This window comes from Saliphagus infecundisoli, assembly GCF_020177375.1.
Lineage (GTDB): Archaea > Halobacteriota > Halobacteria > Halobacteriales > Natrialbaceae > Saliphagus > Saliphagus infecundisoli.
The window spans coordinates 521,363-538,606 of the sequence record NZ_JAIWHV010000001.1; the positions used below are offsets into that span (position 1 = coordinate 521,363).

Annotated in this window: 19 protein-coding genes and 1 tRNA gene; 8 read left to right on the top strand and 12 right to left on the bottom strand. The window is 67.8% G+C overall.

The window, feature by feature from the left end; genetic code table 11:
• Positions 1 to 87: 87 nt before the first annotated feature.
• On the top strand, positions 88 to 465 hold the full coding sequence (locus LCF40_RS02895; protein WP_224827280.1) for a TlpA family protein disulfide reductase: 378 nt from the start codon (positions 88 to 90) through the stop codon (positions 463 to 465).
• Here the strand turns inward: LCF40_RS02895 and LCF40_RS02900 are convergent.
• Both LCF40_RS02900 and LCF40_RS02905 read right to left on the bottom strand, forming a co-directional pair.
• Complete coding sequence (locus LCF40_RS02900; protein WP_224827281.1) at positions 462 to 2,666, bottom strand: thioredoxin domain-containing protein; 2,205 nt, start codon at positions 2,664 to 2,666, stop codon at positions 462 to 464. The genes LCF40_RS02895 and LCF40_RS02900 overlap by 4 nt on opposite strands.
• A gap of 223 nt (positions 2,667 to 2,889) precedes the next feature.
• Positions 2,890 to 2,963: transfer RNA gene (locus LCF40_RS02905), tRNA-Tyr, on the bottom strand.
• Positions 2,964 to 3,093: 130 nt separating this feature from the next.
• Between LCF40_RS02905 and LCF40_RS02910 the strand changes: the two genes are divergently transcribed.
• The 3 genes from LCF40_RS02910 (at position 3,094) to ftsZ (ending at position 5,202) form a co-directional block, all read left to right on the top strand.
• Complete coding sequence (locus LCF40_RS02910; protein WP_224827282.1) at positions 3,094 to 3,648, top strand: double zinc ribbon domain-containing protein; 555 nt, start codon at positions 3,094 to 3,096, stop codon at positions 3,646 to 3,648.
• Between the two features lie 189 nt (positions 3,649 to 3,837).
• A complete protein-coding gene (locus LCF40_RS02915) occupies positions 3,838 to 4,020 on the top strand; it encodes a ribbon-helix-helix domain-containing protein (protein WP_114575781.1) in 183 nt (60 codons plus the stop codon).
• A 3-nt stretch (positions 4,021 to 4,023) separates the two neighbouring features.
• Entirely contained in the window at positions 4,024 to 5,202 is a 1,179-nt protein-coding gene (gene ftsZ, locus LCF40_RS02920) for a cell division protein FtsZ (protein ID WP_114575780.1), read from the top strand.
• A gap of 123 nt (positions 5,203 to 5,325) precedes the next feature.
• On the opposite strand, the gene ncsA is transcribed toward ftsZ, so the two are convergent.
• Both ncsA and LCF40_RS02930 read right to left on the bottom strand, forming a co-directional pair.
• Complete coding sequence (gene ncsA / locus LCF40_RS02925; protein WP_224827283.1) at positions 5,326 to 6,291, bottom strand: tRNA 2-thiolation protein NcsA; 966 nt, start codon at positions 6,289 to 6,291, stop codon at positions 5,326 to 5,328.
• A gap of 42 nt (positions 6,292 to 6,333) precedes the next feature.
• On the bottom strand, positions 6,334 to 7,053 hold the full coding sequence (locus LCF40_RS02930; RefSeq protein ID WP_224827284.1) for an alpha/beta fold hydrolase: 720 nt from the start codon (positions 7,051 to 7,053) through the stop codon (positions 6,334 to 6,336).
• 194 nt (positions 7,054 to 7,247) lie between these two features.
• Between LCF40_RS02930 and LCF40_RS02935 the strand changes: the two genes are divergently transcribed.
• Entirely contained in the window at positions 7,248 to 7,904 is a 657-nt protein-coding gene (locus tag LCF40_RS02935) for a DUF7095 family protein (RefSeq protein ID WP_224827285.1), read from the top strand.
• Here LCF40_RS02935 and LCF40_RS02940 read toward each other — a convergent pair.
• On the bottom strand, positions 7,901 to 8,986 hold the full coding sequence (locus LCF40_RS02940; RefSeq protein WP_224827286.1) for an aminopeptidase: 1,086 nt from the start codon (positions 8,984 to 8,986) through the stop codon (positions 7,901 to 7,903). The two genes, LCF40_RS02935 and LCF40_RS02940, sit on opposite strands and share 4 nt — an antisense overlap.
• A 154-nt stretch (positions 8,987 to 9,140) precedes the next feature.
• Here LCF40_RS02940 and LCF40_RS02945 point away from each other — a divergent pair, with 154 nt between their 5' ends.
• The gene (locus tag LCF40_RS02945) at positions 9,141 to 9,350 is read left to right on the top strand and encodes a hypothetical protein (RefSeq protein WP_224827287.1); all 210 of its coding nucleotides are present in this window, start codon (positions 9,141 to 9,143) and stop codon (positions 9,348 to 9,350) included.
• A 14-nt stretch (positions 9,351 to 9,364) separates the two neighbouring features.
• Here LCF40_RS02945 and LCF40_RS02950 read toward each other — a convergent pair whose 3' ends face one another.
• Positions 9,365 to 10,177 (bottom strand): class I SAM-dependent methyltransferase, encoded by an 813-nt coding sequence (locus LCF40_RS02950; RefSeq protein ID WP_224827288.1) that lies wholly within the window; start codon positions 10,175 to 10,177, stop codon positions 9,365 to 9,367.
• 106 nt (positions 10,178 to 10,283) lie between these two features.
• Here LCF40_RS02950 and LCF40_RS02955 point away from each other — a divergent pair, with 106 nt between their 5' ends.
• Entirely contained in the window at positions 10,284 to 10,718 is a 435-nt protein-coding gene (locus tag LCF40_RS02955) for a hypothetical protein (protein ID WP_114575773.1), read from the top strand.
• An 18-nt stretch (positions 10,719 to 10,736) separates the two neighbouring features.
• On the opposite strand, the gene LCF40_RS02960 is transcribed toward LCF40_RS02955, so the two are convergent.
• On the bottom strand, positions 10,737 to 11,609 hold the full coding sequence (locus LCF40_RS02960; RefSeq protein ID WP_224827289.1) for a deoxyribonuclease IV: 873 nt from the start codon (positions 11,607 to 11,609) through the stop codon (positions 10,737 to 10,739).
• Positions 11,610 to 11,653: 44 nt separating this feature from the next.
• Complete coding sequence (locus tag LCF40_RS02965; RefSeq protein WP_224827290.1) at positions 11,654 to 12,472, bottom strand: lipoate--protein ligase family protein; 819 nt, start codon at positions 12,470 to 12,472, stop codon at positions 11,654 to 11,656.
• 165 nt (positions 12,473 to 12,637) lie between these two features.
• On the opposite strand from LCF40_RS02965, the gene LCF40_RS02970 reads away from it, so the two are divergent.
• Positions 12,638 to 13,546, top strand: a complete 909-nt coding sequence (locus tag LCF40_RS02970; protein WP_224827291.1) for an RIO1 family regulatory kinase/ATPase domain-containing protein — start codon at positions 12,638 to 12,640, stop codon at positions 13,544 to 13,546.
• A gap of 84 nt (positions 13,547 to 13,630) precedes the next feature.
• Here the strand turns inward: LCF40_RS02970 and LCF40_RS02975 are convergent, their stop codons facing one another.
• The 4 genes from LCF40_RS02975 to LCF40_RS02990 all read right to left on the bottom strand — a co-directional run bounded on the left by LCF40_RS02975 (position 13,631) and on the right by LCF40_RS02990 (position 17,160).
• Positions 13,631 to 14,530 (bottom strand): class I SAM-dependent methyltransferase, encoded by a 900-nt coding sequence (locus LCF40_RS02975; protein ID WP_224827292.1) that lies wholly within the window; start codon positions 14,528 to 14,530, stop codon positions 13,631 to 13,633.
• Entirely contained in the window at positions 14,527 to 15,585 is a 1,059-nt protein-coding gene (locus LCF40_RS02980; RefSeq protein ID WP_224827293.1) for a glycosyltransferase family 4 protein, read from the bottom strand. The genes LCF40_RS02975 and LCF40_RS02980 overlap by 4 nt, the downstream gene beginning before the upstream one ends.
• Positions 15,582 to 15,959: a 6-pyruvoyl trahydropterin synthase family protein gene (locus LCF40_RS02985; protein ID WP_224827575.1), complete on the bottom strand. Its 378-nt coding sequence runs from the start codon at positions 15,957 to 15,959 to the stop codon at positions 15,582 to 15,584. The genes LCF40_RS02980 and LCF40_RS02985 overlap by 4 nt, the downstream gene beginning before the upstream one ends.
• A gap of 214 nt (positions 15,960 to 16,173) precedes the next feature.
• Positions 16,174 to 17,160: a zinc-binding dehydrogenase gene (locus tag LCF40_RS02990; protein ID WP_224827294.1), complete on the bottom strand. Its 987-nt coding sequence runs from the start codon at positions 17,158 to 17,160 to the stop codon at positions 16,174 to 16,176.
• Positions 17,161 to 17,244: the final 84 nt, after the last annotated feature.

Below are 17,244 nucleotides of genomic sequence, written 5' to 3' on the forward strand. Positions count from 1 at the left end.
GGCGGACCCCGGCAGGGCGTGCCGGCGTCGGCGTTCGCCGGCGTCGGGAGCGTCGCGGTTAAGCCAGCACGGCGAGAAGACGGTGACATGAGCCTCGAGACGATGCGTCCGACGCCGACGTGGGACGCCACGGCCTACGAATCGACCGTCGATACCCTCGCCGCCCACCGCGAGGACCTCACCTACCGGATCTGGGGCGGCGACTGGTGCAAGGACTGCCGGGCGCTCCTTCCGGACTTCGGCGCCGCCCTCGCGGCGGCCGAGATCCCCGACGATCGGATCGTCGAGATCGATCTCGACCGGGAGAAACGCGGCGAGGGCGTCGAGGAGTACGACATCGAGTACATTCCGACGATCGTCGTCGAGGACGACGCGGGCCGGGAGGTGACCCGGTTCGTCGAGGAGGAGGAGCTTCCGCCGGCGGTCTGGCTCGCCGAGGAGATCGACGCCGAGCTCGAGGGTTAGAACGGACTTTCGGGACCGTCCTCGCTCGGATCCTCCCCGCTCGCGTCGTCGCCCGGTCCGGCTCCGCCGCCGACGTCGATTCCGCTCTCGGCCCACTCGAGAGCGTCCCCGACGTCATGCAGGGGCGCCGAACAGGTCCGGTCGCGGCAGGCGTAGATCGTCGCCCCGCCCTCGCGGGCCTCCCGCCCGGCCCAGATCGGCGGCGTCTCCGAGAGTCCGAGGTCGTCGAGCCACGCCTCGAGGCCCTTCTCGGTGGGGGGCCGCCGGGTGAGCAGCCGGTCGGGGAGGTAGGTTTCGCCGATTCGGCGCCGCCATTCTTCGGGTACGGCGTCCGCGGCGACGGTCAGCTCGAGGGCACCCTGCTCGAGGCGGTCGGCGACGAGCGAGAGCGTGACGTGTTCGAGGGAATTGGCCTCCAAGCGATTCCGGTGGGTCGCGAGGACGGTCTCGGCGATCCCCGAAAAGTCGTCGTCAGCGAAGGGATCGAGCGCGCACAGGAGCTCGCAGGCGACGCCGGTCGCCGACGGGGTGGACTGGTCGCCCAGTTCCTGGGGTCGGGTCACCAGCGACTCGCCGCTCTCGGGGGTGAAGTAGAGCGTTCCCCGGTCGGCGTCGAAGAACTCCGCCTCGATCGTCCGGGCGAGGTCGAGGGCGAAGGCCAGGTGCTCGGGGTCGCCAGTGGCCTGATAGCAGTCGAGTGCCCCGCGTCCGAGGAAGGCGTAGTCCTCGAGGTAGCCGTCGATTCCCACGGACCCGTCCCTGTATCGTCTGGCGAGCCGGCCCGTGTCGGCGTTCCAGAGCTCCTCACGGACGAACTCGCAGGCCTCGACGGCCCGATCGACGAACTCCTCGGCGTCGAGGGCGAGGCCCGCGTCGGCGAACGCCGAGATCATCAGGCCGTTCCAGCCCGCGAGCACCTTCTCGTCGCGGGGCGGTCGGGGTCGGTTCTCGCGGGCGAGAAACAGCGTCTGGCGGGCCGACTCGAGGCGTTCCTCGACCTCCGTAGGCGTGAGGTCGAACTCCTCTCCGAGCTCCTCGACTCCCTTCGAGATCGTCAGCACGGTTTGACCCTCGAAGTTGCCCGACTCGGTGATCCCGTAGCGGGCGCAGGCGAGGTCGGCCTCGAGGTCGTCCTCGATCGCTTCCCCGACCGTTTCAGGCGTCCAGACGTAGAAGGCGCCTTCCTCGCGGTCGCCGCTCTCGTCCTCGCTCTCGGCGTCGAGGGTGCTGAAGAAGCCCCCGTCGTCGTGGCTCATCTCGCGTTCGACAAACTCGAGGCTCTCGCGGACGACCTCGGCGTACCGGCGCTCGCCCGTCAGCCGGTAGCCCTCAACGAACGCCCGGGGGATCTCGGCGTTGTCGTACAGCATCTTCTCGAAGTGGGGCACCGTCCAGTCGGCATCCACGCAGTAGCGATGGAAGCCGCCGCCGACGTGGTCGTAGAGTCCCCCGGCGGCCATCGCCTCTAAGGCCTCGAGACCCACTTCCTTGAAGGGCTCACGGCCGGTCCGCTCGGAGGCGCGAAACAGCGCCCGGATCCGGGCGGGCTGGGGGAACTTCGGGCCGCCCGAGGAGAAGCCGCCGTGCTCGCGGTCGGCGCTCTGCAGGGCTGCCTCGGCGACGGACTCGAGCAGGTCGCTCGTCGGCGGTTCGGTGCCGTCGTCGGCGCCGGGGGTCTCCTCCAACCGGTCGCGGGCCGCGTCGGTCCACTGCTCGGCGCGGTTCTCGACCTCCTCGCGCTCTCGCTCCCAGGAGCGGCCGATGTCGGAGAGGAGCTCGAGAAAGCCCGGTTGCCCCTGGCGGGCCTCCTTCGGGAAGTAGGTGCCGACGTAGAACGGCTTTCTCTCGGGGGTGAGCCACGCCGAGAGCGGCCAGCCGCCCCTGCCGGTGACGAGCTGACAGACCGTCATGTAGATCGAATCGACGTCCGGCCGTTCCTCCCGATCGACCTTGATCGGGACGAAGTTCTCGTTCAAAGCGTCGGCGACCTCGTCGTCCGAAAAACTCTCCTCCTCCATGACGTGACACCAGTGACAGGCCGAGTAGCCGATCGAGAGGAAGATCGGGACGTCGCGCTCGCGGGCGGCTTCGAAGGCCACCTCGTCCCAGGGCTGCCAGTTCACCGGGTTGTCGGCGTGCTGGCGCAGGTAGGGGCTCTCCTCTTCGTCGAGGCGGTTCCGGTCGGTCGGCGAGGATTCCATGGCCGGCCCTACGACCGTGGTACCCAAAAGCCCGCGGCCGACGGGATCGTTTGGGACGCTTGCCGTTGCTCCCGATATCTATTCAGCCTTTCGTTGACTGTAGTGAACCGCCAGACGGCGTTGACGCGGGCCGGGTAACATGGTCAACTCTCCGAGCGATAGCGGGCCACAATCCACCGAAACCCGACGTCGTCCCGTCAATCGGAATCGACCGGAAACGGAGTCCGCTCTCCCCGATTTGAACGGGGGACAAGTCGATCTACAGTCGACTGCTCTACCAGGCTGAGCTAAGAGCGGTCACCCACAGCTAACCGGTGAGACGGACATAAGGGTTGTCATTCGAATCGACGACGATGTGTTACGAACGTCGGACGCGAGAGAATGATTGATATGGGAGGCGCTGAAATGGAGGGGTATCGAACCGCCGATGAGTAAGATCACGTTCCGCGCGGACGACGACCTCGTCGAGGGGATCGAGACCTTCGACGCCTCCAAAAGCGAGGTCATGCGCGAGGCGCTGCGTGCGTACCTCGAGGACGCCTCCCGCGTGGAATCGCGCACGGAGGTCGGCACGTCGCCGTCGATCGACGACCTCGTCCGCGAGCGCGTCGACGAACGCGTCGAGGACCGCCTCGACGAACGGGTCGGACGACGTGCGCCCGACGTCGACGTCTCGATCTCCCTGGAGGGACTCGAGGGGGTCGTTCGCGAGGACGCTGCGGGTGGGGAGACGAACACGACCGTGCGTAAGACGGAGCCCGCCGACGAAGCGTCCGACGGCGCGACGCCGGTGGGGTGTACCCAGTGTGGGGAGACCCTCGCCGGGGATCACGTCTACTGTCCCAACTGCGGCGAGAAGGCGTCCCGTCGGGCGTTCTGTGAGTGTGGAGACGAGCTCAGATCGGACTGGTCGTTCTGTCCGGGCTGTGGGCGTCGGACGCCGGCGGCGGACGTGCTCGACCCGGACCGCCGGCCCGGGTGACGGTGTAAGACACGGACGTTCACCGGGGCCGAAACGTTTATTATGTATGACGGAGTTGTGGGTATCAGCGTAAGACGATTGTCTTACAGACCGATCATGCACGGTACAGGGGAGCGCCTTCGTGCGATTCGGGCGTAAGACAGAACGCGTCTGACAGGGCGCGCGTCTTACCCAACAGGGTATACAACAATGGAGCGTGTGACACTGCGGATTCCGAAACAGCAGATCGAGGAGGTCGAACGGATGGTCGAGACGGGCGAGTACCCCAACCGGAGCGAGGCGATCCGGGCGGCCGTCCGCGAGATGATCAACGAACAGGAGGGTCGCCGGGAGGAGTCCCAACCGGGCAAACGCGGCTGGGCGAAGGCATAATCCATGCAGGATATCGTCCAGGACGCCCTCGAGAACGCCGAGGAGGAGGCCCGCGAGATGGATGCGGCCCTCGACGACGAGGAGTTCGGTGACCCCCGGATCGTCATCGTCGGCTGTGGCGGCGCCGGCAACAACACCGTAAACCGGCTGTACAACATCGGGGTCGACGGCGCCGACACCGTCGCGATCAACACCGACAAGCAGCACCTGAAGATGATCGAGGCCGACACCAAGGTCCTCGTGGGCAAGTCGCTCACGAACGGGCTCGGTGCCGGCGGCGACCCCCAGATGGGCGAACGCGCGACCGAGATGGCCCAGAGCACGATCAAGGAGGTCCTGGGCGATGCGGACCTCGTCTTCGTCACCGCCGGGATGGGTGGCGGGACCGGCACCGGCGCGGCGCCGGTCGTCTCCCGGATCGCCAAAGACCAGGGTGCGATCGTCGTCGGGATGGTCTCGACGCCGTTCAACGTCGAGCGTGCCCGCACGGTGAAAGCCGAGGAAGGCCTCGAGAGCCTCCGCGAGGAGGCCGACTCGATCATCGTGCTGGACAACAACCGGCTGCTCGATTACGTCCCCAATCTCCCGATCGGGAAGGCGTTCTCGGTGATGGACCAGATCATCGCCGAGACGGTAAAGGGGATCAGCGAGACGATCACCCAGCCCTCGCTGATCAATCTGGACTACGCGGACATGACCTCGATCATGAACCAGGGCGGGGTCGCGGTCATGCTCGTCGGGGAGACCCAGGACAAGAACAAAAGCGAGGAGGTCGTCAAGGACGCGCTGAACCACCCGCTGCTCGACGTCGATTACCGCGGGGCGTCCGGCGGCTTGGTCCACATTACGGGCGGACCCGACCTCACCCTGAAGGAGGCAGAGGGGATCGCCGACTCCATCACCGAACGCCTCGAGGCGAGCGCGAACGTGATCTGGGGCGCCCGGATCCGGGAGTCCTACAAGGGCAAGGTCCGCGTGATGGCGATCATGACGGGCGTCCAGAGCGCCCAGGTGCTGGGTCCGACGACCCAGAAGCAGGCCGACCGCTCCCGGGAGAGCCTCGAGAGCGAGACCGAGTTCGACGCCAGCGAGCGCGCGGCGGAGTCGGCGACCGGCGTCGCCCAGAGCGACGGCGGCCGCGACGAGGCCGGCCGCGAGAACGGCGTCGACGTCATCCGCTGACGTTCCATCGCCCCGGTCCCCCGGCCCTCCACGAACGCGACTGACGCACGGACGGACCCGGCCAGTTCCCGGCGGGAAGGCCTTTTTCTCCGCCAGAGAGAGCGATCCCGCTCTCGAGGGGGTTCATACGGCCTCGATCGACTCGAGCAGCGAACACTTCCGGCAGATCTCGCGGGTCGTCGTCGAGCCACACTCCGCACAGTCCCGGAGATCGGCGCCGCCCTCGCTGTTGTATTCGCCGGCGGCAATCCCGGCGAGTTCCTCGTAGCCCGAGATGATCGAGTGGCGGGTGCCGGGATGGTTCTCCTCGAGTCCGTAGAGCAACTGCTGGATCTCGCCCCTGTAGGCCTCGCTGGCGTGGGGACACTCGGTGATGTGGGCGGGCAGGTCCCGGAGGTGGGCGTAGAGGGCGACTTCCTTCTCGGGGACGTCCCTGAGGGGTTTGGCGCGGGGGACGAACTCCTCGCTTTCCTCGCGCTCGGAGAGGGGACCGAGGCTCGCGTCGAAGTGTTTGGCGATCTGGGCGACGTCACCTTCTAGAATATTCATCAGGGCGGTCTGGGCCTCGTCGTCGAGATTGTGGCCCGTCAACAGGAGGTCGGCGCCCAGCTTTTCGGCGTACTCCGAGAGGAGGTCCCGTCGGAAGACCCCACAGTAGGCACAGGCGGCCATGTTCTCGGGGTCGTCCTCGACGACGTCGTCCATCCTGATCCCGAACTCCTCTTCGTAACTCACGAGTTCGTGGCGGATTCCGAGGTCGTCGGCGAGTTCGACGCAGGCCTCGACCGATTTGTCGCGGTAGCCCTCGATCCCCTCGTGGATCGTTAACCCTACTAGTTCGATCCGGGGATCCTCGGCGAACGTCTCGTGGAGGACCTGCGTGAGGACGACGCTGTCCTTTCCTCCCGAAAGGCCGATCACCCAGGTCTGGGGGTTCTCGGGGGTCGCCTCGCGGGAGACGAGGTCGTCCCGGCGGACCCGGCGGCGCACCCGCTTTTCGACCGACTCCCGGAGGTGGTCGCCACAGAGATGAGCGCCCGAGTAGGCGGCGTGGACCACCGCCTCCCCGCCGCAGCGATCGCAATCCATCGCCTCCCGATAGCGGGGGAGCGCGGAAGGGGGTTTCGCTCCTCAGACCGCGACCAGGGGCCGTTCCTCGACGGCGCTCGCGCCTGCCTCGAGCGCCGAGAGGACGGCGTCTACGTACTGGTCGCGGGCGGAAGAGGAGAACAGTTCGTGGCCGCCGTCGTAGAGGACGACGTGGGAGGCGGGGACGCGCTCGCCGATCGGGCGAAGCGAGATCACGGGGTCGCGAAGCGAACAGAAGACGACGGCGTCGTGGTCGATCGCGAGCAGGTCCCGTTGGGCGTGGCGGGTTTCGCGGACGAACGCGGGCGAGATCCACCCCGGCGCCGTCGAGAGCTGGTGGTCGGTCGTCCGTTCGCCGAGGTCCTCGCGGTCGAATCCGCCGGTGGGGAGGAAGGGGAAATCCGTTCGAACCCGGCCGACGAGGTCGAGCAGGCGGTCGGGGAAGGCGTCGCCGTAGCCCCACCACGGGCTCAGATAGACGTGGTTCTCGGCGCCGTCGAGGAAGGGGGCGACGAGGGCACCCGCGCTGTGGGCCAGCAACTGGTAGGCATCGAGATCGCGGACGTATTCGGCGATCGGCTCGAGCCAGTCGGCCTTGAAGTCGTCGATGTTGGTGGGAAGCTCGAAGGCGTGGACCCGGTAGCCGGCGTTCGCACAGCTCCCGATCAGCCAGCTCACGTTCTCGTGGGTCCAGCGGTTGCCCCAGCCCATCACGAAGACGAGGTCCTCGTCGGCCTCGTCGTTGAAGATCCGGTGTCTCATACCTCCGCGTTCGTCGTGTGGGGTCAAAAACGTGCCTGAGCGAACCGGACTCCCTCGAGAGGGCGGAGTCGGTAGACCGCGTTTACACCGTCGACCTCGTCAATGGAGACCGTCCACGTGATCGATGCGACGAGAACGGGCCTCGCGTCGCGACTGAGAAACCGCTTTGGGCGTCGGCGCCGTACGGTCGCCGGATGAGCGAACTCGCCCGACACGACGCCGTCGATCGCCTCGAGGAACTCGTCGAACGGGTCGAGGACGAGCGGATGCCGGTCCCGGTCCGCGAGATCTGGGCCTACGGCGACGTCACCCTCGGCGTGGACCCGGTCGAGCGCCTCGATGTCTACCTCACGAAGGACGTACTCGTCGGCGAGGACGACCCGGATGCCGGCGAGGCGTTTCGCGATTCGCACGGAATCGCCGGCGTCGGCAAGTCGGTCCGGGCCGACTGGGCGAGAGCGTATCCCGACTCGCTCCGGGCGAACGCCAACGGCCACGCCGCCCCCGAGAAGTGCCTCGCGGCCCACCTGCTGGTGGAGGACGAACCGATCCACCTCGAGGTCTGTAACGCCTCCTTCGAGGACAACGTGACCCAGCGCCTGCGGGGCGCGCGGATGCGCGAGGACTACACCCAGTTGTTGGACCCTCGTGGAGCCTGTCTCTGGGTCGATGGCACCCGAAGCGACGAAGCGTTCCGCAAGCTCCGGGAGAGCGAACTCGCGCTCCCGACGCTGTCGGCGGCCCTCGAGATGCTCGGGATGGACGACGACGAGGCCGGCGAGGCCGCCCGCGAGGTCCACGCCTGGCGGGAGAGTCAGGAGGGCGTGACGGTGCGGGGCGACGTCGTCTAGTTGTCGTCCTCGAAGACGAAAGTTCCGTCCTCTTGGACGACATCTCCGTCGACCTCGATTTTCGAGTCCTCGCTCATGTCGACGATCATGTCGACGTGGACCGCGCTCTCGTTTCCGGATCCGCCGTCGGGAACCGTCTCGTCGATCGTTCGGCCGACGGCCATATGGACGGTGTCGCCCATCTTCTCGTCGAACAGCATGTTGTGCGTGAAACGGTCGATGCCGCGGTTCATCCCGATCCCGAGTTCGCCCAGCCGCCGGGCGCCGTCGTCGGTCCCGAGGATCTCGGTCAGCAGCTCCTCGTTTTTCGCCGCCGAGTGGGCGACGACCTCGCCCGCTTCGAACTCGAGGGAGGCGTCGGTGATCTCCCGGCCCCGGGTCACCAGCGGCTTGTCGAAGAGGACCTCGCCCTCGACGCTGTCGGGGACCGGCGCGGTGAAGACCTCGCCGCCGGGCAGGTTCTTCTCGCCGTAGTCGTTGACCGCGACCATCCCCTCGACGCTCATCGTCAGGTCGGTGGTGTTGCCGCTCTCGATGCGCACCTCGCTTGCGGGGTCGAGGAGCTCGACGAGCCGGGACTGGAACTCCCGCTGGGCCTCCCAGTCGCGGTTTACCGCGTCGTAGACGAACTCCTCGTAGGCTGCCGTGCTCATCTCGGCCTCCTGGGCGTTTCCCGGCGCGGGGTACTGCGTACCGACCCACCGTTTCTCGGTGTACTCGTCGCTGATCGGCTTCTGGACCCGGCCGAAGGCCGCGATCGTTCCGGGGTCGACGTCGCCGAGTTCGTTCGTGTTTGTCCCGCCCCTGATACCGATCGCGACGTCGGTCTCCTCGATCCGTGCGAGCGAGTGTTCGTTCAGTCCGAACTCCTCGGGGTCGCTCGCGCGCAGGAACGCGCGCCTGGCGCGGTCAGAACGCATCGACAGCGTCGGCCGGGCGCCGATCTCGCCGAGTTTCTCGTAGAGGGCGACGACGAGGTCCTCGGCGACCGGGGGCGCGGAGACCAACACCTTGTCCCCGGGCTCGACCCGGGTCGAGTGCTCGACGAGTATCGACGCGTGGCGTTCGATCCGTGGATCCATACGCCCACGATACCCCGCGGGGAGAACAAACTGTTGGAACTTCGACTCCGGCCGATCACGCGAACGAGGGGGCCGGCCCGATTCGGCATTGTGGTCTCAGTGGGTTGCGTGAGACGGCACCAGGGTTTCCCCTGTTTCGCTCGAATCGGTCCGTATGGGTGATATCGGAAACCCCTTCGGCGTCGATCTGGCGACGACGATCTTCGGCGCGGGGGTTTCGCTGCTCGTTTCGGCCGGGGTGATGCGCTATGGCTACCGGATCCCCGAGTGGACCTCGGCGGAACTGATCGGGATGGCCGGGGCCGGCCTGGTCGTGATCGGCGCGCTCTTCGGGGTCGTCATGGTGCTGTCGGGTCTCCGGTAGTCGGCCGCGACCGGTTACTCCCCGGGCGAGGCTCCCGCAACCCGCCCGACGGTGACGTGGAACGGGACGACCTCCCGACGACGGTACGCCCCGTCGCCCATCCGATCTATCACCTCTCGCCCCATCTCGCGCCACTCCCCCCGGAGCTCGTCGTAGTCCTCCTCGTCCATCGGCCCCGAAAGCAGCGTCGCCCGGTCGCTCTCGAGCCCTGCCCCCGTCGCCTTCCGGCGGGCGTCGGCGAGGGCCGCCTCGCCGTAGGGTGGCTCGATCCGGCGCTCGTGGTCGTACCGGCGGCTCTCGAGGACCTCGAGGGCCGCCTCTGCGAAGAGTTCGCGGGCGTCGGCGCCGAGGGAGACGTCGGTCTCGACGCCCTCGACGTAGGCCTCTCGGGCGCGGGCCGAGAGGGCGGACTCGCTCGCGACGCTCGACTCGACTCTCACCTGGGCGTTGTCGGGTTCGATCGCCGCGACGAGCTCCCGGGAGACGCGGGCAAACTCGGAGAGGGCGGCCGCAGGCTCCGGGAGGTTGATCAGCAGGGCCTGGCAGACGACGAGATCGAAGCTGTCGTCGGGAAAGGGAAGTCTAAGGGCGTCACCCGCGACGACGGAGACGTGTTCGCGGGCGGTCGCGAGCAGGTCCCGATCGACGTCGCAGCCGACGACGGTTCCGGGACTCTCCTCGACTATCACGCGGCTCAGCTCTCCCGTCCCACAGCCGACGTCGAGGACCGACTCGCGGCTCTCGAGCCTGAGGGGAGCCAGTGCGGCCCGGTCGTCCCACATCCCCTCGCGGGTCCGGCGGAGGTACTCCGCGGAGAACTCGCGCACGGCTTCGGATTCGAGGGATCCGAGTAAAAACGGGTCGGTTTCCCGGGGCTCTCGGGCGGTGAAATCGACCCCGAACCCTTTCGGCTCGCCCGTCGTAGCCGGTCGAGTGACCTCCCGATCCGCGACGAGTTCCGTTCGCCCGGCGGCCGTCGTCTATCCCTTGGGGCTCTGGATCGTGATGGCGGTCGTCGCCGTCGCGAACGGCGTCTTCAGGGAGGTGGCCATCGTCCCGCGGATGGGCGACTACTCCGGTCACCTCCTCAGCACCGCGCTGTTGATCGCCGCGATCCTCGCTCTCTCCTATGGCTACTTCTCGCGCAGTCGAATCGACTACCGACGAGCGGAACTCCTGGCGGTCGGGGTGATCTGGGTCGTCCTCACGGTCGGCTTCGAGTTCCTCGTCGGCCATCTCGAGGGGATTCCCGTCGAGGACACCCTCGCCCAGTACGACGTGCTCGCGGGGCAGGTGTGGGTGCTCGTCCCGCTGGCGCTGTTTCTCGCGCCGCTGGTGTTCGGCTCCGGGGCGCGTAATCCGGCGTAAACGCTCTCGAACAGCCTTTCAGTTCTCCTCGCGCAACTCCTTCGTTCGCGCGATGTTCCAGGCAAAGCCCTTGCCGTCCTCCGTGGGCGTCTCAAGCGCGAACGGAAGTTCTCGAAGATCGGGGTGGGTGACGATCGCCCGGATCCCATCTTCACCGATGTAGCCCTCGCCGATGAGGGCGTGTTCGTCCTTGTGGGTTCCGACGTCGTGTTTCGAGTCGTTCAGGTGGATGTACTTCAGGTACTCCAGGCCCACTTCCTCGTCGAACCGCGAGACGGTCTCCTCGACGGCATCGGGCGTCGTCAGATCGTTGCCCGCGACGAGCGTGTGGGCGGTGTCGATACAGATCCCGATCTCCTCGTCGGTTCGATCGATGATCCCCGCGAGATGCGAGAACTCCCCGCCCAGTTTGGTTCCGCTGCCGGCGTCGGACTCGATCAGGATCTCGACGTCCTCGGGGACGTCGAGTTCGTCGATCGCGCTCGCGGCGTTGTCGAGGCCGCCCTCGACGCCGGCGCCCGTATGCGCCCCGAGGTGAGTGTTTACGTACGGGATCCCCAATTTCTCGGCGGCGTCGAGTTCGGCCTGCATTGACGCCAGCGACTTCTCGCGGAGGTCGTCCTTGGGCGTACAGAGGTTGACGAGATACGAGGAGTGAATCACCCACGGGCCCTCGAGTTTTTCGTCGCTCTCTTCTCGAAAGCCCGCGGCGGCCGCCTCGCTTATCTCGGGTTCGGCCCAGACCTGGGGCGAGGTCGTAAACACCTGCCCGCAGTTGCCCCCGAAGGCGAGCTGTCGGGAGACGGCGTTCCTGATGTCGTCGTACGGTGGAGTCTCCTCGTCGGAGGAGACGCGCGAGCCCGAGATCGAGACGTGTGCGCCGACCTTCATGGCCGGAAGTCGGCATCCCCCCGGCATAGGTACTTCGAACTCTCCTATCCCTCCCGGTCGCGGATCCAGCCCTCGCTCCCGTACTTCCGGTCGGCGAGGTCTCGTGCGGCCTCGAGCTCCTCCTCGCGCCACTCGCCCTCGACCGCTCCACACCACTCCCCCAGCGCGTCTCCCAGGATCTCGACGGCCTCCTCGCGGTCGATCCCCGCCTGTTCGCGGATGCTCGTCACCCGCCTCTCGAACATCTCGGAGGCGACGTCGCCCTCGAAACAGCCGACGTGACGGACCGGTTCGAGATCGAACGATATCGAACCGTGCTGGATGACCACGTCGCGCCGGCGGTACTGGGCGTTGCCGCTGATCTTTCTCGCCTCGGTACCCGACCCCGCGGGCGCGACGATGTCGTGGGCGGGATTGATGTCTCGAAGGTAGCAGGAGGGGTAGTAGATCGCCTCTCGCTTTTCGCCCGCGAAGTCGGCATCGACGCCCATCCGGCCGAGGGCTGCGAGGATCGGCTCACAGAAGAGGGCATAGCACGCCATCAGATCGCCGGGAACCTCGTCGGCGGGTGCGACGATCGTATACGAGATGTCCCCGTGGCGGTCGTGGTAGATTCCGCCGCCGCCGGTCTGTCTGCGGGTGACGTCGATCCCCTCCCGGTCGCAGAAGTCCCAGTCAACAGTGTCGGGTTCCTGTCGGTAGCCGAGCGAGAGGGTGCTCGGCTCCCAGGAGTACGTTCGAACGGTCCGCACTCCCTCCTCGACGGCCGTCCGTCCGGCGACCTCCTCGATGGCCATCTGGGTCGCCCCCTCGCGTGGGTCGTCCCGGATCAGGCGCCACTCGCGGTCCGCGAGGTCGGTCATGGCTCGTCGGAGGTTCCACGGGAAGAAAGCGATTGTGACGGGCGGGAGAGCGCCGGTGTTCGCTCGCCACGGCAATTTCATATCGCGCCATACGATTTATTGGCCGTGCTACGGGCCGGCTACCGGACGGGAACCCCTTTTACGTCCGCGCAGGCTACCCCGCCCATGGTGCGGAACGTCGCCGATCTCATGCCGGAACTCGAGCAGGACGACTTCTATCTCCTCTCGGGCGTCGAACAGGGAATGCGCTTCTCGGAGTGGGTAAACCGGGGGAAGCTTCCGGAGTTTTCGGGACTCTCGCCCGAGAACGTCGAGTACCGACTCGAGCGCGCGCTCAAACGCGGACTGGTCGAGAAGAAAACCCTCCAGTACGAGGGGTACACCCTCCAGTTCGAGGGGTACGACGCCCTGGCCCTGCGCGCGCTCGCCGAACGCGAGACGATCAGCGAGTTCGGCTCTCCCCTCGGGGTCGGCAAGGAAAGCGACGTCTACGAGGTCAAATCCTACAAACCGCTGGCGCTGAAGTACCACCGCGAGGGGTACACCAACTTCCGGGCGGTCGACAAGGAACGCGACTACACCTCCGACAACGACCACGTCTCTTGGATGTACACTGCCCGGAAGGCCGCCGAGCGCGAACTCGAGATTCTAGAGGAGTTATACCCGGAGGTCAGCGTCCCCCGACCGATCGACGGCAACCGTCACGCCATCGTGATGGAGAAGATGGCCGGGGTCGAGCTCTCGCGGGCGAAACTCGAGGACGAGCAAGTGGTCGGCGTCCTCGACTTGATCCTCCGGGAGATGGCAGGCGCCTACGACGCGGGCTACGTCCACGCCGACATGAGCGAGTACAACGTCTTCGTCGGCGAGGAGGGAGTCACGGTGTTCGACTGGCCCCAGGCGGTTCCCACGGATCACGACCACGCCGCGGAGTTCCTCGTGCGCGACGCGGAGAACCTGATCGGCTACTTCCGCCGGAAGTACCCCCAGTCCGTGCCCGAGATCGACGCCGAGCGGGTCGCGAACGCGATTTCGGAGGGGTCGTTCGAGTCGGTGCGGGCACTAGCTCGATAAACTCCTGGGTGCTATACGGAATGGATGGGGCCGAGAGCCGGCGAGGTCGAGACGGGTTCGTTCGAACCACGGCGTTCGAGGGCGCTATCGGTTCCTGACCTGACCCAGGAAGTCGAGTTGGTGGGTGAGATAGCTCAACTCGCCCGCCTCGAGCTGGTCGCGTCTCGCGTTCATCCACGACGACAGGGGTTCGTCTCCATCGATCGTCTCCCCGACGGCGGACTCGACGGTATCGAGGATGTGCCCGAGGAAGTACGCCTCGTCGGCGGGGTAGGCGCCGTCGGACGGCCGGACGATCCAGTCCGATCCCGCGACGCCGGTCAGGGCCATCCCCTCCATCGCCCGGAGTCTCTCGAGGACGTCCCCGCCGGCGCGAGCGCTTCCTCCGGGTTTGTGGTCCATGTGTTCGTGGTAGCGACGTTCGATCACGCCGTCGTCGGGGTGGGCCGGGCGAAACCGCGTCGCCCCGTCGAACGTGATCGGGAAGTAGTAGTATCCTCCGGGGGCGACCGCTCTGAGCAACGGCTCCAACCCACTGAGGTCGAAGACGTCGAGCAGCGCCGCCCCGATCAGCAGGTCGTGGCTCCGGTCGTCGCGCTCGACGAACGCGAGGGCGTCGGCGGCGACCGCCTCGACGGCGACCCGCCGGTCGGCCGTCTCGACGACGATTCGATCTCCACGGGTCTCGACGGTGGCGGCGTCCCCGCGAGCGTACTCCCGAAGATGACTCGTGACGTCCGCGGCCGTCTCCTCGCGGACGTCGACCGCCGTGTAGACGGTCTCGCCGGGCGGGAGCACCTCCCACTCGAGCAGGCGCATCACCATCGTCCCGATGCCGGCACCGACCTCGAGGACCGAAAGCGGCCCCTCCCGGTCGGCTCGCGCCGCGAGCCCCTCCCGGAGGGCCGAGAGCAGGCGCCGGTCGAGCGCCCGGTCGTCGACGGTTCGTTTCGCCTCGAGATAGCGCCGGAACGAGCCGCTCACGTCGCGGCCCTCGCGACGCCGGCCAGGAGGTCACGGACGCGATCGGTCGTCTCGCTCCATCCGGGGTGGGCCTCGTAGCGCCGTCGGGCGGCCCGCCCCATCGCGGCGAGTTCCCCGCGGTCGGTCGCCAGTTGATCGAGGGCCGCCGCGACGGCCCCGGGATCGTCCGGGGCCACGAGGAACCCGTTCTCGCCGTCGGTGACGACGTCGCGTGCGCCCCCCGCGCTCGACGCCACCGCCGGGAGGCCGAAGCTCATCCCCTCGAGATAGACGATCCCGAACCCCTCGTGGCGCGAGGGCACCGCAACGACGTGTGAGCGCGCGAGGGTCCCGGCGAGGCGCTCGTCTGCGAGTTCGCCGGTCATCCGGATGCGATCGCCGAGGCCCTGCTCGCGGATCGTACGCGCGACCGCCCGGAAGTGGTCCGTATCGACCGGTCGGCCGACAACGGTCACCTCCATCGGGGCGTCCGCGCGGGCGACGGCCTCGACGAGCGTGTCGAGGCCCTTCCTGGGGGCGACGTTCCCGACGAAGACGACCCGGAGGGGCCCCTCCTCGGCTCGCTCCTCGATGGTCCGGTCGGCGATCTCCGGATCGAACCGGTCGCCCGCCGGCGGGGCCACGACGCAGGCCCGAGGATCGACGCCGAGATCGACGACGCTGTCGCGGGTCGGGGCGCTGTTACAGATCACGGCGTCTACGGTGTCGAGGTATCGCCGCTCGACGGCACGGTACAGGGGCGCCAGTCGCCGGGGTTCGCTCGCGCGCAGGTGGTGGACGATGCTGACGATCGGCTGGTCGAGCCGGCGGTTCGTCGAGACCAGCGAGGGATGTGCGAGTTCGTCCTGGAGCAAGACGTCGGCGCCGGTCTCGAGACGTCGCCGGAACCCCGGGGAGGCGTTGTCCGCCAGCCCGCGGCCGTACCCCCGCCAGGGCAGTTCGATGACGGTGACGGTATCGCCGGCCCGCCGGAGCCCGGAGACGAGCCGCCGGTCGTACCGAAACCCCCCCGAACGCCCGTCGATGCTCCCGTACAGCGCCAGGCCGACCCTCATACGCTCGCTTCGTAGGCGCCACTCGCCACGTCGTCCTCCCGGACGGTGACGCCGAGACCCGTGACGGTTTCGTCGCCGACGCGCTCGGTCACCGCCTCGAAGATCACGCGCGCGAACCGCTCGACGCTGGGGTTCGTGCCCTCGAACTCGGGGTGGTCGTTGAGCAGTTCGTCGCGGTAGCGATCGGCCAGCGCCGACAGCGTCGCCTCCGCGTCGTCGATGTCGACGAGGTAGTCGTACTCGTTCAACTCGGGGCCCGAGAACGTCAGTTCCACCTCGTAGCGGTGGGAGTGTGGGACGCCTTCCGGCCCGGGATCGGGCACGGTGAGGTAGTGCTGTGCGACGAACGCCACGGACACCGTCGTTTCGTACACGTCCGAACGGAGGGAGGCCACACACCTAAATCCTCCAGGCGGGGTGGCTACGGCGTCCTCGGACGGATCGACCGGCTCCTGTTGGCCCTTCGAGGGCAGCGCGAAGCGGCCGGTCCCGTTCTCCGACCGTCTCATAGGGACGGAGACGAGTCAGTGCACCGTCGGTCGCAATACGGCGCTGCGGCCGAACGGTAACTCGTCGTCTCCGACCCTATCACTCGTACCTGAACGCGGCCTGTATCACGCCGTCGCGGCGCTCGTCGACCACCCGGTAGGCCCGCTTTGCGTCCCCGATCTCGAACTCGTGGGTGAGCACGGGAGAGAGGTCGGCGTCGGCCAGCCAGGAGGTGACGTACTCCATCCGGCGCCGTTTGTCCCACCGGTCGGCGTGGTCCGGGTCGATCCGGCTCACCTGGCTCGAGCGGACCCTGACGTGGCTGCGGTGGTACTGTTCGTCCAGCCGGAGGCTGACGTCTTTCGTTTCGTACCACGAGCCGACGATCACCCTCCCCGCGAACCCGGCGACGTCGATCGCCTCGCCGAGCGCCTCGGGATTGCCCGACAGCTCGAGGCTGACGTCGGCCGGTTCGGAGAGCACCGACTCGACCGCGTCGGGCGAGACCGCCCGATCGGCGCCGAAGGACTCCGAGACGGCCCGCCGTTTCTCGTCGTAGTCGACCGTGACCAGCTCCGCGAGGGGGAACTCGGCGAGCAGCGCCGTCGTCAGGCCGATCGATCCCTGGCCGAAGACGACGACCCCGCTTCCGATCCGTGGCCGGGCGTCCATCACGAAGTTGACCGCCGCCTCGACGGTGGGGACGAACAGCGCCCGTTCGGGTGCGAGCGTCGTCGGGACGAGCGCCTCCGGGTCGGCCGTGAAGTGGCTCTCGTGGGGATTGAACGCGAACACCCGCCTGTCGAGCCACTCCTCGCCGACGTCCGCGCCCGTCTCGGCGACCCGCCCGACGGCCGCGTACCCGTACTGGAGCGGGTACGAGAACTCGCCGTCGAGGGCCTCGATCGTCTCGTCGGCCGCCGCCCCGGCGGAGATCTCCCCGCGGTAGACGAGCAGCTCCGTCCCCGGGCTCATCGCGGTGCGCTCGGTTCGGACGAGCACCTCCCCCGCCTCGGTCTCGGGCACCGGCCGATCGCGGACCTCGACCGACCGCTCGCCGGTGAAGAAAAGCGATCGCCGGCTCATCGGTCGAGGGGCCTCGGCGGCGCTGTTCGGCCCCTTCGCGGGCGTCTCCGGCGGCGTTCCCGGATTCTCACGTCACCACCGCGG

Excerpts from the sequence above, each read along its gene's own strand:
- LCF40_RS02990 (WP_224827294.1), bottom strand. The coding sequence starts at position 17,160 with ATGAGCCGGCGATCGCTTTTCTTCACCGGCGAGCGGTCGGTCGAGGTC.
- LCF40_RS02970 (WP_224827291.1), top strand. The coding sequence starts at position 12,638 with ATGGTGCGGAACGTCGCCGATCTCATGCCGGAACTCGAGCAGGACGAC.
- ftsZ (WP_114575780.1), top strand. The coding sequence starts at position 4,024 with ATGCAGGATATCGTCCAGGACGCCCTCGAGAACGCCGAGGAGGAGGCC.
- LCF40_RS02930 (WP_224827284.1), bottom strand. The coding sequence starts at position 7,053 with ATGAGACACCGGATCTTCAACGACGAGGCCGACGAGGACCTCGTCTTC.
- LCF40_RS02960 (WP_224827289.1), bottom strand. The coding sequence starts at position 11,609 with ATGAAGGTCGGCGCACACGTCTCGATCTCGGGCTCGCGCGTCTCCTCC.
- ncsA (WP_224827283.1), bottom strand. The coding sequence starts at position 6,291 with ATGGATTGCGATCGCTGCGGCGGGGAGGCGGTGGTCCACGCCGCCTAC.
- LCF40_RS02965 (WP_224827290.1), bottom strand. The coding sequence starts at position 12,472 with ATGACCGACCTCGCGGACCGCGAGTGGCGCCTGATCCGGGACGACCCA.
- LCF40_RS02980 (WP_224827293.1), bottom strand. The coding sequence starts at position 15,585 with ATGAGGGTCGGCCTGGCGCTGTACGGGAGCATCGACGGGCGTTCGGGG.
- LCF40_RS02935 (WP_224827285.1), top strand. The coding sequence starts at position 7,248 with ATGAGCGAACTCGCCCGACACGACGCCGTCGATCGCCTCGAGGAACTC.
- LCF40_RS02940 (WP_224827286.1), bottom strand. The coding sequence starts at position 8,986 with ATGGATCCACGGATCGAACGCCACGCGTCGATACTCGTCGAGCACTCG.
- LCF40_RS02910 (WP_224827282.1), top strand. The coding sequence starts at position 3,094 with ATGAGTAAGATCACGTTCCGCGCGGACGACGACCTCGTCGAGGGGATC.
- LCF40_RS02895 (WP_224827280.1), top strand. The coding sequence starts at position 88 with ATGAGCCTCGAGACGATGCGTCCGACGCCGACGTGGGACGCCACGGCC.
- LCF40_RS02945 (WP_224827287.1), top strand. The coding sequence starts at position 9,141 with ATGGGTGATATCGGAAACCCCTTCGGCGTCGATCTGGCGACGACGATC.
- LCF40_RS02900 (WP_224827281.1), bottom strand. The coding sequence starts at position 2,666 with ATGGAATCCTCGCCGACCGACCGGAACCGCCTCGACGAAGAGGAGAGC.
- LCF40_RS02915 (WP_114575781.1), top strand. The coding sequence starts at position 3,838 with ATGGAGCGTGTGACACTGCGGATTCCGAAACAGCAGATCGAGGAGGTC.